This window comes from Fulvivirga imtechensis AK7 (assembly GCF_000331535.1).
GTDB lineage: Bacteria > Bacteroidota > Bacteroidia > Cytophagales > Cyclobacteriaceae > Fulvivirga > Fulvivirga imtechensis.
In genome coordinates, this window is record NZ_AMZN01000072.1 from 1 (window position 1) to 17,441 (window position 17,441).

Sequence of the window (17,441 nt, forward strand, 5' to 3'; positions counted from 1 at the left end):
CAGCAAAACGGGTTTGGTTATGTAACAGCGTTAACTCAACTGATACTCTTATTAAGTAGTGTCTCTAAGAAAACGTCAATGTCTGCGTTATGCTCGCCCCAAAAATGCTCTTCCCGACAACTGTAACAACTGTACGGGACTCCGCTTTTTGGCACTTCATCCCGCCCTTTGGCGGGAACGTTTTCTTAAAGCCACTTAGAGTTTTCTTACAAACAAGCATTAAAAAACGTTATAATTAATTGTTTTTTCTATTATATTGCATATTTATTCCTGTTTCCATCAAAAATGAGAAATCAAATTTTCAAAAAGTTTCTTTTATCACCGTTTATTGCTTGTTTTTACTGTAGTGTGGTGGCGCAACCTACTGCTTCTTTATCGGCTGATTTCGGTGGTCATAACAACAGTACAATAACAGTGTCTGCAACATTTTCCGAAGTGGTAACCGGACTTGAAAGTTCCGACTTTCAGGTCAACAACGGATCCGCTGATCATTTGGATTCCATTATTGCATTCAACCACCTGACAACTATAGGGGTACATGGAAATGAACAGGGAAACTTCTCAAACCCCAGGGGTCTTGATGTAGATCAGGATGGAAAGATCTATGTATCTGATCAGGAAAACGACCGGATACAAGTTTTCGATAGTAACTATGATTTTCTATTTGATTTTGGTGGATCAGGCGCAGGTGAAGGGCAATTCAACAGACCACAAGGCATTGATATCAGAAATGACAGCATATTTATCGCAGACACTCAAAATCACAGGGTACAGGTTTTTAATACTGCGGGTGAATATATTTACTCATTTGGAGAAGGGGATTTGATCTATCCTAAAAGCATCAGTGTTAATGAGTATTATATTTACGTAGCGGACTCCGATCACCGATTGCGAATTTTTTCTAAAAGCGGAGACCTGGTCAGAGCAGTTAGGCCAACCCTTTCAAGCTGGTATCCGGTATCAAATACATCAGCAGAAGTTAGTACGTGGAATGACATGGTAGCAGTCGTTTACAACTATACAATTACAAAATATGGGTGGTTAGATGTAAACATGCACTCGGTATATCTATATGATCAGCATGCTGATCTTCTTGAAATATTATACTCGGATAACTACGTGCCGCCAAAGTCAGGCATAGACTTTGATGACAGCGGCAATATTTACCTTGTGTTTAGCAATAAATTTCTAAAGCTTGATCTACAAGGAAGTGTTTTAAATAACAGAAATTTTAATGTTATAAGTAACGCCAGAGATATATCTATTGACAAAAATGGAAATGCTTATATTGCCGATTACGATGGGCATAATGTTGAGGTATTAGGAAAGCAAATTATATACATTGCAGAGATATCTCCTGTTCCTGATGCCACTGTCTCGATACAGGTCCCGCAGGATGTAGTTTTTAATTCAAGTATGGAAGGTAATTTGGCTTCCAATGAACTAGTATTTGAGTATGACGGAATAGCTCCAACAGTTAACCTGACTACAAGCGCCACCAACCCAACTGATCAATACCCAATCATTATAGATGTTGTATTTAGTGAAACTGTTCATAATTTCACAATAGAAGATGTTTCCGTTGAACCGGCCAGTTACCTTTTAAATATCTCCGGAAGTGGAGATACTTATCAGTTGGAGGTCTGGCCCAATGGAAATAATAGTTACGCTATAAGCATCCCGGAAAACACTGTTACAGATGACGCAACCAACGGAAATAGTGCGTCAAATACTATATATACCACCTTTGAAGCATCAATTCCTGTTGCTGTCGTATCAAATTTAGGTTATACTCCCGGTGGCGACTCCCTATTGGTAGATATTCAATTTAGCGAACCGGTGACAAATGTAAATAAAGGGTCATTTGAAGGAGAAAATTATTTTCCAGTTAGCCTTGAGAACACTCCGGCAGATACACTGGAGCACCTGCAATTAAAGCTTCGTCCCACAAGTGGAGAAACGGTAGTTAATTTTTACCTGAGGCGTAATGCCGCATACAGCCTGGCTCGTAACCCTATGCCCGAATCCAATCATATTGAAGTGGTTTATGATATTATACCGCCTTCAGTTAATTTAATTACGCAATCAGCATTCTTCAATAATGATACTATAACTGTAACCGCTCAATGGAGAGAAGTTGTTAGCGATTTTACTGAAGAAGATATCCTGATCTCAGGCGGGGCAGAGCTTGTCGGTTTTGAAACCACGGATGGGCAAGAATATCACCTGAGCTTAAAAGCGCTTTATGAAGGAGAAATCATAGTGTCTGTTCCCGAAAATGCCGCTATGGATATGGCAGGAACCCGTAATCCTGAAGCTGATTCAATTGTATTAGTCTACGATGTTACGCCACCTACAGCCGAACTTGTTTTTACCGATAAGCTCTACACCTCTCCTAATGTTAATGTAGATATTTTGTTAAGCGAACCGGTTGTTTTGAATTCGGGCAACATCAATTTAAACCTGGAAGGAGCATCGCTGGCGTCTTTAACAGGGAGAGGTACAATGTATTCCGCCATACTTAATATAACATTGGATGAAGGCATAGCATATGCTTCATTTCCTCAAAATAGTTTTTACGATGCGGCCGGAAATGGAAATATATCTTCAAATAAATTGAAGATCCGATTTGACCCAACACCTCTGACTGTCGATATTTCCTCTGAGCAAGAGCAATATATATACCTTGAAGAGGTTACAGAAATAGTTGCGTTGTTTTCATTCAGTGAGCCTGTTCAGAGCTTTTCAGAAAAACATGTACAGGTTTATGGCGCAGCAGGTCATTCAGTGACAAAGCTAAGTGAAACATCTTATGAATTGACTGTAGTATTGCCCTCTTACCCCGAAACCCTGGTGGAGCTATACCTTCTCGAAAATTCAGTTCTCAATGAAAGTGGATTAGGCAATCCGTATGCTGAATACTTTTTTCTTGTTGACAAATCACCACCTACCGTAGAACTTGTTTCTTCATCAGGCTCCGAGATCAATGGAGTCACCTCTATAAATATTTATCTGGATGATCCTGTATTTAATTTTCAGACTGATCCTATATCTTGCCTGGCCTTAGATGCTTTATGTTTTACCGAAACGGATATCGATATTGCTGGTGGTAAGGTGAGCAATTTTACGGGAAATTATGATCACTTCACCTTCGACCTTATACCCATCGAAAAAGATATAGTCTTACAGGTTCCGGCTGATGTTGCTTTCAATATTATGGATGTGGGAAATATAGCATCTAATGTATTACGACTTAAATATGCAAGCGGGGTGGTCATAGTTGGGAATGAAAAATCCAAAAAGCAAGAAAATATTATCTATTGGATTGACCAATCTAATTTTTTAAATGTCAATCTACTGCAACAAAAAAGTAAGTCTGAAATACGCATATTGGAGGTCAGTGGAAAACAAATATTAAAAACTTTAAGTAATAAGCAGGTCTGGCAAGAAGATATCAGCTATTTGAGTGACGGAATTTATTTGTTATTGGTACAGACCGATGATCAATTATTTAAATCGAGATTTATAATTTCAAAATAAGGTTTATCGTGAGAACGTTCAAATTAAAAGTTTTATATTTTTTAGCTACAGTCTCTATTTTTTCATGTGGCGATAAAGATCCTGGCCCGGCGATGCCGGAAGCTTATTTTGGCATAGGAGCTATACGGAAAGTTGAAGGAGGATACCCGGTTTTTGATTTCACAGATATAATCCACATGCGTAATGACAGCAAAAACGCTGTGCGGTATGAATGGGACTTTGGAGATGGTTCAACAAGTACAATTATCAGTCCTAATCATAAATATGAAAAGAAAGGCTATTATACAATAACACTTGTAGCCTATAACGAGCTCGGAGATAAATCCACCTATTCCAGAGAAATAAAGGTAGGCTACAGATTTATGACCCAATTATTGATAACATCGAGCGCAATAACACTTCCGGCCCAGAAATTTTTGTTTATAGGCGAATCTGACAACTTACAAAATGCTTTTGTATTTCAATTGCCGTCCGGACATACATTGCCTATGGGAGGGCCGGTAAATTTAGGCGAGTTTAATGGGTCTAACTGGTTTCTAATGTTAATAGAAGACAAACATCCTTATGGAATTTTTGACACGAATGATACTTTAGTGTTTGGGGCAGTATTTAATCCCGCTACAATCAACCCTCCTGATTATACGGCTGATGAGGGGCGAATTATAATTTCAGAAACTAAAAATCACCTTGGGGAGACCACTAACGATTTTAGCTTTCAAATTGACTTTAAGTTGTAGACCAGAGCCACCTGTTTCAAAATGACTTAATTCACATTTTCGGAGAATTAAGCCCTTGCTCTGACAAACGGCGACACAAAAACGAGCTTTACACTGTTACCTTCTTAAAGCCACATAAGGTTTTCTATTGAAATACGAAAGGAGCGAAAGGGTTAGTAACTTTTTAAAATCGCTGTGCAGAAGTGTGTTGACCTCAAAAAGCAGAACACTCGCTATTCTTGCATTGATAACAAAAATAAGGAACCCCTATTGAATGCTATTAAATTAAGAAAAGCGTTCCCTAAGAAAGACAGTTATAAAATCGGAATAGGATGACGGTCTTAACTTAGTAGCATTGAATTCCCTATTGTACTATTTTTTCAACTGATTCATTTTATATACCAAGTCCTGTATTCCGTCAGCGTCTATCCCCCCAACTTTTATTTTATCCCGTAGCCCTACTACATCGAGAAAATCCTTCATAGAGCGTTTGTTCTTAATCAAGTAACCTTTCCCTTCATATAAAACGTAAAACTCTTCCTTATTGAGTATTTTATCGTTTCTATTGCCCACCATCAATGCCTGGTCATAGTTTGCAGGCTTAATGTTGATAAAAGGCTTTCTTACCAAACTTATAGTATTATCCACTAAAACCTCGCAAAACCCGGCCTTTGGTATATTCTCGGCATCAATTTCAGTACAAGCCAAAAAAATATGAGATTCTGACATATGATCTGTTAACTCAAACTTATTGATCAATACCGCATCTACTCCGCGTGGCTGTTTGTCAACAAATATCTCAATGTAGTTAGTAAACAAGTTGTATTTAATTTGGTTGGAAACCACAGAATCACCTCCTTGTTTGAAAAATATCTTCCCCCTGTACCAATCTTCATAGAGGTAGGGGTTTCCTTCCAGCTCTTTAGGCTCAGGAATAGAGGTGTATAAATTTTCACCAATTTTAACTCCATTGCCCAATGAAGCCTGATTTTGATGCATTCGATTGGTGGTTACCTGTGAATTCTGTGCATTGGCAACTCCTGAAAGCATAACCACAATTAAAATAAATGTAATTTTCATCTTTACTATCGATTAATACCAAAATTCCGGCCGTTCCACTGTTCCGTTTTTATAGTTTCGGCAGTCGTTTCTTAGTACTGCCTCTTTCCTCTCATCCAGCATGTCCGGACGGATGAATATAGAATCCTGCACTACGGCCGCTGCCCTGAACAAACCTATTACATTTTCATCAGGGTTGTCTAAATTTACAATATTTCCTCGAATTATCACAGGTGGTGGGTCAAAAAGGTCTCCGTTAATGCTTAAGAGCTGATCTAAAACCTTGTAAAAATCAAACGCTTCTCTGGAAATTGCCATTTGACTAATCTTTACATAGTAGCCACCGCTGAACCTAATACCATCATCTTCGATAAATGCCACCTTTACCTCCTGCAACTGACCATTAGAATTGACATCGTTTAGCAGGCGTAGCGAGTTATCAGTAACCTCTGTTACCCAGCATTTTTCGCAGCAGGGCAACGGATCGGGCTGACCGAACTCATCCAAATGCAAATCTGGTCTGGCATTGACTTCATATACTCCCCTGCTTTCCCATAAATAAAAGTTATTGTCCATTGGGTCATTAAACTCAACGATCACGTCCATGCCCGTTATAAACTTGTTCGGATCAGCAGTGGCTATCTTCACAAATTCAGTTCGTATCTCCTCCATAGCAGGCACAGGAACTATTTCCTGAGGTATGGAATTATACCGGACTCCATCGGCTGTCTCTATCAAAAGCGTATAGCTTCTGCCAACTTCTGCCATATAGTTTTCGGGGCTTTGATAAACACCGTTATCCAGATTTTCAAACAGGACGGTATTGCCCGAATCATCTCTGACGGAAACAAGCGCGTTGTCCACTCTTTTATTGACACCGTCAAAGACATCACCATACCTGGTAGTCATGGTAAGCTCTACTAAGTGCCTCCCGGGAATATTGGTAATACCCCCTTCAACAACCAGGATCTCCACCGCCTCTTCAGGTTTCAGGTTGATAGGCTCTACACAAGCGGTAAGTATCAAAAACAACAAGAAGCTTTGAACTGTTTTTCTCATCAATTGAAGTTTAATGTGTAGCTAAGTGAAGGAAAGGGAGCATTGAGCACTGATAACTTATATGCCTGGGGAGGACTGCCTGGCCTGTCATCAAAGAACACAGAATAAGCATTTTGTCTTCCATACACGTTGTAAACAGTAAAATTCCATTCTCCGTTAAATACCTTTTTTGTTGATCTGCTTTTAAAAGTGATAGAAAGGTCTAACCTGTGATAGTCAGGTATTCTGCTACCATTCCGGGAGTCAAAGTATGCCAGTTGTTGGTCCATATACTCAAACTTCGCCGAGGGCAACGTCACCGGTCGGCCGGTACTATATGTGAATATGGTCGAGAGGGTCAGGAAGGGGTTAGGCATATAGTTGCAAACCGCGGTAAAGTCGTGAGGCTTGTCGAAATTTGAGGGAAACCACTTCCCATTGTTTATTCTGGTTTGCTCATATGCTCCTTCTACCTTTCTTAAGCTTCTCGAGTACGTATAGCTTACCCACCCCCGAACCTTTCCCTTATTCCTTTTCAGGTAAAACTCTATTCCATACGCCTCACCCTCACCAATGAGCAGCTCTGTTTCCAGGTTGTCATTGAGCAAAAGATCCGCTCCATCTTTATAGTCGATCACATTGTCTATGTCTTTATAATAAGCTTCTATTGATGTTTCGATGCTGTTATCGAACAGGTTTTTGAATAATCCCACGGAATACTGGCTTACTTCCTGAACTCCGGTAAACCCATCACTCAACTTCCATATGTTAACCGGGCTGATAGAAGCGGTATTGGTGATCACCTGGATGAACTGATTCATCTCACTATAGCCAAGTTTCAGAGAGGTGGTCTCATTAAACGATATTCTCAGGCCGAGCCTGGGTAAAAAATCATCATAGTCATAGATCACATCGCCTTTGTTAAAATACTCATTAGAAATGATACTCTCTTCAGACCGGGGTAAAAGCGGATCATACTCATTGACTGCTCTCTCGCCCAAATATTTGTAGACATTGTACCTGACACCGTAAGTAAGCCCCAAAAACCTTCCTATCTGGATATCGTGAGAAAAATGCACTGCTGCTTCAATGGCCTGTTCATCCATGATCTTTTTATAATTAATATTGGACTCCCCAACAGGACGTATCTCACCAGGATCAATGCTTCTGTATGTAGTCTGCGCCCCAATGTTCAACAAATTTGTATCTTCAATTTTATAGTCGAAATTAAGCTTTACCGACCTGTCAATTATTTCAGAAGACAAATCAAATTTACTGGCTCCTGTGTTATTATTTATCGAAAAGTTGTACCTGCTATCGAATACTACCATCTCCGACATCAGTTTATCGCTAAAACTATGACTCCAACTCAGGCTCTGCCCCATATTTATCCATTGGTTGACCGTGTCGCTGGCCAGATTGAACTCATCAAAGCTGCGGTAAAAAGCATATTTGATAACATCACTATTACCCGGACTATAAGTGAGACCTGCGTTCACATCATAAAAAGAAGTCGAACTATTGCGAAAATCAGCATTTTTAACTGTGTTTAACAGCCAGTTTACATACGAGACCCGTCCAGCAACCGATATCGACAGTTTCTCCGGCACAACAGGCCCGTCAACTTTAAGCTTTGAAGAAATAATGCCTGCCGTTGCAGTTCCCCTCCACTTTGTAAAGCTTCCCGGACTTTGATCGATCTTTACCACTGCCGAAGACCTACCTCCAAACTTAGCCGGTATGGTACCTTTATAGATAGTAAGGTCACTGATCACATCTGAATTGATCCCGGAAAAGAAACCAAACATGTGAGATGGATTATATAAGGGTATTTCTGCAAACAACACAAGGTTTTGATCGAAATTACCCCCTCTAACGTTTAACCCCGATGAGGCTTCTCCTACGGAACTCACCCCGGGCAGCAGAGTTATCGTCTTAAAAATGTCTGTTTCCCCTCCTATTTTAGGCAGTTCCTTTATCGTCTCCAGTGTCAGCACACTCCTTCCCAGGTCCGTGCTTTTAACATTTACATCAGCAGCTTCTCCAGAAACTACCACCTCATTTAACTCCAGAGAGGAGGACCTTAATTCCACTTTAATAGAGCCGTTGCCCTTGATCAAAACAGGAACAACACTTTTCTCATACCCTATGTAACTGATATGCAGACTGTATATTCTACCGAAATCCAGTTCCAGTTCGAACGAACCATTTATATCTGTAATAACACCCTTCTTAGTTTCGTCAACCACAATATTGACCCCCACCAATAACTCCCTGCTATCGACATCTACCACCTTGCCTTTGAGCGTATGAGTATCGCCGGTTTTACGATTACCAATAGTAATAATGTCCTGTGCAAAGATCAGGTTGGCAAATAAAAGTTGTGCAATAAAAAAAATATATGTAAATCTCATGATTGCATCTATATTTTAAAAGTCGGAGGGATCGAAGCTCCAGAGTTCCATGGGAAGTATTTCCTCGGAGCTGGAAAACTTTCTTCGCAACACATATATCTTGCTGCCATAGGTAAAACTGGCTATAGTGAGATCACCACCAGATGCAGGATATCTATTGAAAGGCCTGAGTTCCAAAGTTTCCATGTCTAATCTCCACAAGTGGGATTTTAAAGGAAATAAACCGAAGAACAGTTTGTCACCTACTACATGATATATACCATTCTTATCAACAGGAACAGGCATTTTTATCAGCCTGGACCATTTTCTCAAGGTATAATCGTACTCCCAAAGATCACCCGTGAAGTGATCAACGACATATATATTTGATTTATAAACAAAGTGACCATATGATACATCAGCTTCAAAAGGAATATCGGTCAATTGCTGCCATATATTATTATTAATATCGTAACTATACATTTTCCGGCTGGCCCCGGAAATATCCTGACCACCAAAAACATATAACTGATCATTAATTTTCACACCTATAGCGTTTCTGAGCTGAAAGGGTAGTTCTCCTACTTTTTGAAGAGCATCGTTCTGATATTGCCAAAAACTATTTCTAAAAACAGGAGTCAACCCTAGCGAAAATCCGCCTCCACCAAAAAAGTTGCCAACTGAAAAGGGGGCTCGTGTTGTTTCACTATTATCAAAAACCGCCAGCTCACTCCATATACCCATATCCAGGTTGTAAGACCATATGAAGGGATTATTTTCTTCATTTGCATTCTTACCCAAACCAAAAATAAACTGATTTTGATGGGTAATAGAAACAGCCTCAGTAATCACATTGGTATCTACAAAAGAACTCTCGTGGCTCCATTTTCCGACAACATATTCATATGGGGTTGTAAAAGTCATCGTAGTATCTCCCACGACAACTTTAATGAAAGGAGTCGGATCATTTGTAATAGGAGGGACTTTTAATTTGATCTGCGATTCAAATTTTATGTCTTCAATTTCCGTTTCAACACCTCCGAAAAAAACTTTAGTCTCTTTGGTAAAATTTGATCCGTTAATGATCAATTCTCCTCCTCCTTCTCCGAACAGGGGTGAGAAATTGAGGATAGAAGAGGTCAATGTTTTAACAAAAACCGTATTCCCTTCAAATGTTTGCCCTTTAACCAAAGCAAAGGCACGTGCGAAATAACCAGTTCTTGGTTTGAGATCATTCACTTCCCCTATAAAACGTCCTACGCCTTCCTTATTCCCCAGCGAGACAATCTGCTTATTGTTAAAAGTTTCAGATTCGCTGATAAAAAAGCCGTGGTCATCAATACTTCCACCACTAGAAACTACCCTACCAGAAAGCCTGGCAACCTCTGCGCTGAGGTAAAGCTTCTGCTCAGTAAGCACTACTGTATCCGGATATTCCTCTTCCTCACAGGAAACTAAAAATAAGGAAGCTAAAGTAAAAAGAAATAAATAGGTGAGCTCTGGGGAAGACCAACAGGAAAGCCCAAAAATTCTGATATGCATAATTTAAATGTGCTGGATCTAAAACAAAAAGAAAAGAGCCACTTCAGTTGAATATGAAATGGCTCTTTTTTAAAAGGATACGTGCCTATAACTTAGTTAATATAAACTCAACCTCTACAGGACCACCTCCACAAGCAGACCCGGTATTTTCCATGATACGCAAAGTGAACTCACTATCATCTGAAAAATCGAAGTCTCCGTTTGTATTAGGTGGACCAATCAGCAGGCTGTTACCGCCACACCCCAAACCTGTTGCCTGGTTGGCAGGAACAAGAACACTGCCGCAGACCAGGCTAAACCGGAGCGTCATCGGACCATTTCCTATGGCAAACTGCTCAAGATAAACAGCGTCTAGAGTTCTTGTTGTATTACCTGTGGCTACTAATTCCACCTCTTGATCCGCAAATACCTGTCCAAACAGACCTGCATTTTGCTGTTCAATGTAATAAGCCCCGGTAGCAAAACCATTTACCAACTGGCAAACCACATTAACATTGTAGATAAAAGGAGAGCTAAAGAAAGTTTCACCTTCTACTGAGTTACTACTGTTATGCCTGTTATAAGATCGACCGTCAGTCATGTTGAGTGTCCACTCGAACTGGAAAACGTCCTGACCTTCAACATCCGCCGCTGTCAATCCCAAAAGATCCATCATATCAACCGCATTATACGACTTAAAGATTCTGGGCAGCCCGGTGTCTGGATCTTTGCTGAACTGTGATGCCGGTATAGTCTCTACGTCCTCAAAATCAGTAGACGAATTACCATTGGCTGGTGTATTATCAATAAATCTTACTGTCATATCAACTGACTGTAGTAATCCACCTTTTTGCACATCAAACGCCTCAAACTCTATCTCAAATTCGGAATCAGCCAAATTAAAGAAGTCGTAGGTTCCTGAAGGAATGTCAATGACCCTTAGAAATGCGCCATTCGTATTTTGTATTGTTTCTTCATCGTAAGGCAGATCGGGATCACCACATGAAGCAAATGACAACACAAATAGTCCTATCAAAAGTTTATTTATATGTTTCATCGTATTTTTCAATTTAGTCTAAAGAAATTGTACCTGGATCCCAAAATACCTGAACCTTATGATTAGGTTTCTGGCTTACCTGATTGTTTCTATCAACAAACGCTTGTGGATAGATCAAGCTTCTATAGAAATCACCGGGACTAGGCAACAAGGTAGGCTGAAGATCAGTAGGGTATCCTGTCCTCCTATAAGAATTGTAGGCTTCGTAACCATTTCCCCAGGCTGATATATAAAATTCCTTAATGATAATAGCCAATTTCCCATTGTTATCCGCGGCATCATAATCCGACAATACCTCGGCTACATAAGAATCGATAGTAGCCTGAGACGGAATATTTGTAGTGGCAATGGATGCACCAAAGTCCATTACGTAATCGATAGATGCCCGAATACCATTTTCTAAAAGGTCACGATGATTGCCGCCTACTCCGGGTATAGTAAGGGCAGCTTCTGCCAACATAAAATCTGTAAAGAAATGCATATAAATAGGTAAGATGCCGGCCCCGGCCAAACCACTCGAGGCCTGACCTAAAGTACCCTGGTCAGCATCATACTGTCCGCCAGCAGGATATACCCCAAAAATAGTCCTTAACTCCGTATCCGGGGGAATACCATCATCATCTAAGTGATCACGCCCCCAGTACCCATTGCCAACGGCACAAAATGTTGTACCGAAAGGATAATGCGGAGGTGCACTTCTATTAATACACGGTAATATCTGCGGGCTGGTCGGCGTAGTGGTTGACTGTCGATAAAAATAATACCTCATTCTTGGATCTTCCACTGCCTTCTCAGTATATAATACCCCCATAAAATAGTTAGACATATAGTCAGAAGCTCCCCCAACATAATTGCCGCTGAAATCGGGATGTCTGGAATCAGGATTTTGATCCGTAGTGCTGTATTGGAACAAAAACGCCTGGGAGGCATCAAATATCAAATCTCCATCATTGATCAGTGCCTGTATTTCACTTGCTACATCATCCACCAGGCGTGTCTGTAAATACATCTTCAATTTGAGTGTCTTCGCCAGAGATATCCAGTTATCCTCATCTCCACCAAAGTAGAGGTCAGTCTTTGGAACCGCCAAAGGGGTCTTTTTCAGGTTAGCAATACCACGATCCAACATGGCCAGCGCCTCAGCGTATATCTCCTCATCATCATCTACCTTTGGATTAAAGTTTGTAGCATCCAACGCCTCAGAATAGGGAACATCCCCAAAATTATCCACCAGTATTACTAAAGTATATGCCTGAAGTACCTGGGCTATCCCGGCATGATGATACAACTCCCTTTCCTCAGCAAGGGGAATTAACACCTTTGCGTCTACTAGTAAGTTAGCATATGCATTTGTCCATGGTCCGTTAAAAGTAGTAGGGAAATATGCATTGCCATAAGTAGAGCCAAACATATTCTGCATCCGTGTCAGCTCCTGACCTCTTGTTTGCAAATTATACACGACATCGCGAAAAGTGATCTGCAAACCATTCAGCATGAAATCAACATTCGCTTGTTCCGGTGAAAGCGCATTTGGGCTATCCTGCTTGTCTAACTCACAAGATGTTACCACGAATACACTCGCACACAATATAAATATTTTAAATAATTTCTTCATTTCTATATAATTTTATATGCCTAGAAAGTGACTTTCAAAGAAACTCCATACCTTTTAGCACTAGGACCGGTAAGGAAATCCAATCCCAAACCGTTGCCCACACCTGTCCCCATAACTTCAGGATCAAAATTCAAATCCTTAGGGAAATTATATGCTAAAAACCACAAGTTGTTACCACTAAAGGTCACATTAACACCATTTAGGGGAGTCTTATCAAGAATGGTTTTAGGCAGGTCATAACCTAACGATATCTCGCGTAAACGTATCGTTGACCCATCAAACACACGAAGTTCCCCAGGACCAAAACCTATATTATTGAAATAAGCATCTGTAGCTGTGATCTGGATATCATTAGGAACATAAACCGGGTTACCATCACCATCTACCCCATCCTGTCTGACACCTGGCAATATTACTGTTTGCTCTCTGTCAAATTCAGTCGACTTAGCCAAACCACGTCCAACAACGGCTCCCGCAGTAATGGAGAAGATATCTCCCCCTTTGCGATAATCCCACTGCATAGAGAAATTAATCCCCTTCCAGGACATATTACTGATCAAAGAGGCTGTCCAGTCTGGGTTAGGATCGCCTGTAATGGCTACATCATTAGCAACTTCATAGTCTCCATTAGCATTTACTATCATATTTCCATTAGGATCTCTTTCTGCTACTGTGGTTCTGATCACGTTATATGGTTCTCCCTTAATAGCAGAGTTGAGTGCAAATCCTGAAAAACCAGCTATATCAATCACATCCAGTCCATCCGCAAGTTCGGTCACTTCGCTTTTATAGGCAAAGAAATTACCTATTAAGTCCCATCGGAATGCCCCTATCTGAAGTGGTGTTCCGGTCAACGCAAGTTCAATACCTTTATTTTCGATAGACCCGATATTGGCCAGTGTAGTAGTATAGCCGGTTGCGGGGTCCAAAGGAACATCGGTGATCAAATCCTCGGTAGTTCTATTATATAGAGTAACATCAATACCCAGTCTGTTTCTCAAAAATTTAGCTTCAAGACCAAACTCTACCTCTTTAAGAAGTTCGGGACCCAACTTAGGATTACCCAGTCTGTTAGAAGTACCATTAGTAGCTACCGGACTACTACCAAGATCGACAAAAGCCCTGGAGTTAGCAGACAGCAAACTTCTGGTGTTATACGGATTGGGGAAACCAGCAGCAGTTGCAAAACTACCACGTACCTTAATAAAGTTAACCATATCAGATTGTAAGCCTGAAAACGCTGAGGTTGGGATGAACGACAGCGATGCACTGGGATAGAATTTAGATTGATTTTCCTCTTCAACAGTAGAAGACCAGTCATTTCTTCCCTGAAGGTTCAGGTAAAGGAAATTTCTGAAATCGAGTGTAACATCTGCATAAGCACCGTAAATATTCTCCTCAATCACGTATTGTAAATCCCCGCCTGTAAAGCTGTTTGTTGAGGAAGCGTTTACGAAATTTCCATGTTCAACAAACCCAAATGCATTTTGCTCAGTACTCTCAATACCATCTTGTGAATATCTATCAAGACGCGCTGTAACACCTGCCAAAGCCGATAGTCCGAGATCTTCAGTAATATCCTTTGAATAAGCCAGTAGGAAATCGTGGTTCCAGATAGTGTTGGTGACGCTTGTTGTTCGATAAAGACCAAGGTTCAGGTTTGAGTTGGCTGGGCCTGGGCCTATACCTTTGTTAATAAGGTATTCCTGAGCCTCATTGTAGTTATCAATACCTACTCTATAGGTAGCGCTAAGCTCATCCGTGATTTCATAGCTTAGTGCAGTTCGACCAAAAAAGCGCTGTACATCGGAGCTGGATCTTGTATATTTAACCAACCAATTGGGGTTAGGAATATCATTACCTCCTCTATAATAAACACTTCTATTATCAATAGGACTTTCAAAAGGCAGTCCCATCAAATCAACTGATCTTGGGGTATACAAAACATTCGCAAAAAGTGCAGATCCGTCACCCACCGCACTGCTACCTGTAGAAGCTCCAAGTGGTGGCGCAGAAGTCTCTGTTAATGCTACGTTCATTGTTGTATTCACATTGAACCGTTCGGTCAACTGAGTATTTACACCAAAACCAAAGTTAATACGCTCCAGGTCATTGTTTGGAACGAATCCCTCTTCTTTATTGTAACCGATAGTGGCATTATAGGTCGCCTTTTCAGTATTTGCTGAAAAATTCAGCGAAGTATTATAGATGGATCCTTTTCTGAAAAAGTCCTCAGGACCTGAGTAAGCTTTGTAGGCGTATCGCTTGCCCTGAAATTCAGGAAAAGCCGCCAATAAATCAGGGTTAGAAAATGCAGAATACGGGTGATTTACACTGTCGATATCATCGAAGTGTGCTCCCCAGTTACTGAAGAAAAATCCGGCACTCTGATGGAAACCGGCTCCATAACTGTTTTGGTACTCAGGTAAAGAAGCTATCTCATTTCTGAAGTAGCTCTGTGTTACGGATACTTCAAATGGTCGCTTATTAAATCCGGCCCTGCCTCCTTTTGTGGTAATAAGGATAACCCCGTTTCTACCCTGTTCTCCGTATTTAACAGTTGCACTTAACCCTTTTAATACCTCAACGCTGGCAATGTTATTAGGATCTATATCAAGAAATCTTGACGAAGCATTCAATGATCCTCCTGTAAAGCCTCCTTGTGTATTTGTGTTGGTATTAAAAGGAACACCGTCAACTACAAACAACGGTTGATTGTCAAGGTTTACTGATGAGTAACCGCGGATAATAATGTTTGTACCTGTACCTGAGACACCCGTTGCCGGTGTAATATTAACTCCGGGAATCTTTCCATTCAGGATCCTTCCTATATCAGGCTCTGATCTTCTCTCAACAGCTTGGGCATCTACCGATGTAATAGCATAACCCAACGAGCGTTTTTCTCTCTCTATACCCACCGCTGTTACAACAACTTCAGAAAGTTGTTGTACATCCGGAGACATCTGAACATCAATTACCGACCTTGTGCCCACAGCAACCTCTTCTGTGGCGAGGCCAATAAAAGAAAATACAATAGTTCCTCCTTCCGAAGGCACTGATAGCGAATAATTCCCGTCAACATCGGTGACGGTACCCATGGTAGTACCCTTAAGTACTACGTTCACACCCGGTAAGGCCGATCCATCCTCGATGGAGGTTACCTTACCGGATACGGTACGTTCTTGAGCCCATGTCTCCCCCAAAGAGAACACGAACGTCAACATGAAACTAAGCAGTAAAAACTTCTTCATATTGTTTTGTTTAGGTTAAAAGATATTTATTTAGGTTGCCGACAAGATAATACTTTGGTTATGACATAACCAAATTTTTCAGAATATTATAACGCAAAAAGAGGGATGGCGGAATTTTATTTGAAATAAAGCAATAAAACAGAATAATGTATTGAATTGATTATTTTAGATAAAAAAAATGAATAAAATAGATAAAAAATAACTTTATTTATATCAAGTATCAATAAAAAATAGGCAGGGCGTTCCCCAATTACATAGTCCCTCCAAAAAAAAAAAACGCATCAAAATTATCTTTTGAGGCGGTTTCATTCTTAAAAAAACAGGCTCTCTTTCCAGTCCAATCTTTGGTATAAATTAGGGTAAGGTAAAACTCTCCACCAGATGTAGCTTCAAAGGCACCGCCCCAGGGCACTAATACAGCATACATGGCGCACAAAGAAAAGCCGCCTCTGATTTAGAGGCGGCATTCTTCTTGAAATACACAGGACGTTAGCCGTCCCTATCAATTCAATATAACCTTAAGGCAAAGTAAATTCTCCACTAGTAGAAGTTCCGAATTCGCCTCCACCAGACGCCAATACAGATCCATCTGAAACATTCCTCAAGTTGAATGTGCCACCAGGTATACCATCACCATATGAATCATAAATTACCAAAGTGTACGAGCCATCTGGAAGACAAATACGCTCGCGAGTTTGAGTTAGTCCTGCATATTCTCCATAAGCAGCATTGCCTGCTACCCAATTACCTTCTGCATCAAAGATGCCATAAGCTGTTTCCTCTGGATAATCATCAAAAAGAAAATCAAGGAAAAGGAGGTTTTCATTGCATTCTTCGAATACATTAATGCGCATCACAGAGCCAACAATTGTCGATTCATTTGGTGCAAATTTCAGAACAATGCTTTTTCCAATATTTGTAGCGCCTGATTCAACACTAAAAGTTCCAACATTACTGCCACCAGGCACTGTTACTGTTGAAGGCACAGTATAGTCAGCAGCATCTGCTGTTGTAGCATCTTTGTCCACCTGAATAGAAAAAGTTCTATCAGAACCAGCAACTACAGTGGTATATACTTTATATTCAGTGGCCCCAGAACCATCCAAGGGGGTTTCCAATTCAACAGCTTTCCCTTCAAAGGCAATGTAATCAGCCCTCTCAACATCTTCCTCAGAACAAGCCATAATAACCGATGCGGCTACCATTGCTAATGATATATTTCTAATATAGTTAAGTCTCATAATAAACTTA

10 protein-coding genes are annotated in these 17,441 nt (G+C 40.5%); 2 read left to right on the forward strand and 8 right to left on the reverse strand.

The features are described from left to right. The first annotated feature begins 285 nt into the window (after positions 1-285). A complete protein-coding gene (locus C900_RS28745) occupies positions 286-3,540 on the forward strand; it encodes a T9SS type A sorting domain-containing protein (protein WP_051052929.1) in 3,255 nt (1,084 codons plus the stop codon). A gap of 8 nt (positions 3,541-3,548) precedes the next feature. After that, positions 3,549-4,277, forward strand: a complete 729-nt coding sequence (locus C900_RS20465; RefSeq protein ID WP_009582102.1) for a PKD domain-containing protein — start codon at positions 3,549-3,551, stop codon at positions 4,275-4,277. A 351-nt stretch (positions 4,278-4,628) separates the two neighbouring features. Here C900_RS20465 and C900_RS20470 read toward each other — a convergent pair whose 3' ends face one another. From C900_RS20470 to C900_RS20505, 8 genes are all read right to left on the reverse strand, one after another. Beyond that, the gene (locus C900_RS20470; protein WP_040497198.1) at positions 4,629-5,336 is read right to left on the reverse strand and encodes a hypothetical protein; all 708 of its coding nucleotides are present in this window, start codon (positions 5,334-5,336) and stop codon (positions 4,629-4,631) included. 12 nt (positions 5,337-5,348) lie between these two features. Continuing rightward, positions 5,349-6,374 (reverse strand): DUF4249 domain-containing protein, encoded by a 1,026-nt coding sequence (locus tag C900_RS20475; protein WP_009582104.1) that lies wholly within the window; start codon positions 6,372-6,374, stop codon positions 5,349-5,351. After that, on the reverse strand, positions 6,374-8,767 hold the full coding sequence (locus C900_RS20480; RefSeq protein ID WP_009582105.1) for a TonB-dependent receptor: 2,394 nt from the start codon (positions 8,765-8,767) through the stop codon (positions 6,374-6,376). Before C900_RS20480 ends, C900_RS20475 begins: the two co-directional genes overlap by 1 nt. A 15-nt stretch (positions 8,768-8,782) precedes the next feature. Further along, complete coding sequence (locus C900_RS20485) at positions 8,783-10,288, reverse strand: IPT/TIG domain-containing protein (RefSeq protein WP_009582106.1); 1,506 nt, start codon at positions 10,286-10,288, stop codon at positions 8,783-8,785. 85 nt (positions 10,289-10,373) lie between these two features. Then, positions 10,374-11,324, reverse strand: coding sequence for a hypothetical protein (locus C900_RS20490; RefSeq protein ID WP_009582107.1), 951 nt, complete (start codon positions 11,322-11,324; stop codon positions 10,374-10,376). A 13-nt stretch (positions 11,325-11,337) separates the two neighbouring features. Then, positions 11,338-12,939 (reverse strand): SusD/RagB family nutrient-binding outer membrane lipoprotein, encoded by a 1,602-nt coding sequence (locus C900_RS20495; RefSeq protein ID WP_040497199.1) that lies wholly within the window; start codon positions 12,937-12,939, stop codon positions 11,338-11,340. A 20-nt stretch (positions 12,940-12,959) separates the two neighbouring features. After that, positions 12,960-16,190 (reverse strand): SusC/RagA family TonB-linked outer membrane protein, encoded by a 3,231-nt coding sequence (locus C900_RS20500; protein ID WP_009582109.1) that lies wholly within the window; start codon positions 16,188-16,190, stop codon positions 12,960-12,962. Positions 16,191-16,708: 518 nt separating this feature from the next. Then, positions 16,709-17,431, reverse strand: a complete 723-nt coding sequence (locus C900_RS20505) for a hypothetical protein (protein WP_040497200.1) — start codon at positions 17,429-17,431, stop codon at positions 16,709-16,711. Between the last annotated feature and the right edge of the window lie 10 nt (positions 17,432-17,441).

What these genes read in the sequence shown, in the direction of transcription:
- C900_RS28745 (WP_051052929.1), top strand. Translation starts at nt 286, where the DNA reads ATGAGAAATCAAATTTTCAAAAAGTTTCTTTTATCACCGTTTATTGCT.
- C900_RS20470 (WP_040497198.1), bottom strand. Translation starts at nt 5,336, where the DNA reads ATGAAAATTACATTTATTTTAATTGTGGTTATGCTTTCAGGAGTTGCC.
- C900_RS20475 (WP_009582104.1), bottom strand. Translation starts at nt 6,374, where the DNA reads ATGAGAAAAACAGTTCAAAGCTTCTTGTTGTTTTTGATACTTACCGCT.
- C900_RS20480 (WP_009582105.1), bottom strand. Translation starts at nt 8,767, where the DNA reads ATGAGATTTACATATATTTTTTTTATTGCACAACTTTTATTTGCCAAC.
- C900_RS20485 (WP_009582106.1), bottom strand. Translation starts at nt 10,288, where the DNA reads ATGCATATCAGAATTTTTGGGCTTTCCTGTTGGTCTTCCCCAGAGCTC.
- C900_RS20490 (WP_009582107.1), bottom strand. Translation starts at nt 11,324, where the DNA reads ATGAAACATATAAATAAACTTTTGATAGGACTATTTGTGTTGTCATTT.
- C900_RS20495 (WP_040497199.1), bottom strand. Translation starts at nt 12,939, where the DNA reads ATGAAGAAATTATTTAAAATATTTATATTGTGTGCGAGTGTATTCGTG.
- C900_RS20500 (WP_009582109.1), bottom strand. Translation starts at nt 16,190, where the DNA reads ATGAAGAAGTTTTTACTGCTTAGTTTCATGTTGACGTTCGTGTTCTCT.
- C900_RS20505 (WP_040497200.1), bottom strand. Translation starts at nt 17,431, where the DNA reads ATGAGACTTAACTATATTAGAAATATATCATTAGCAATGGTAGCCGCA.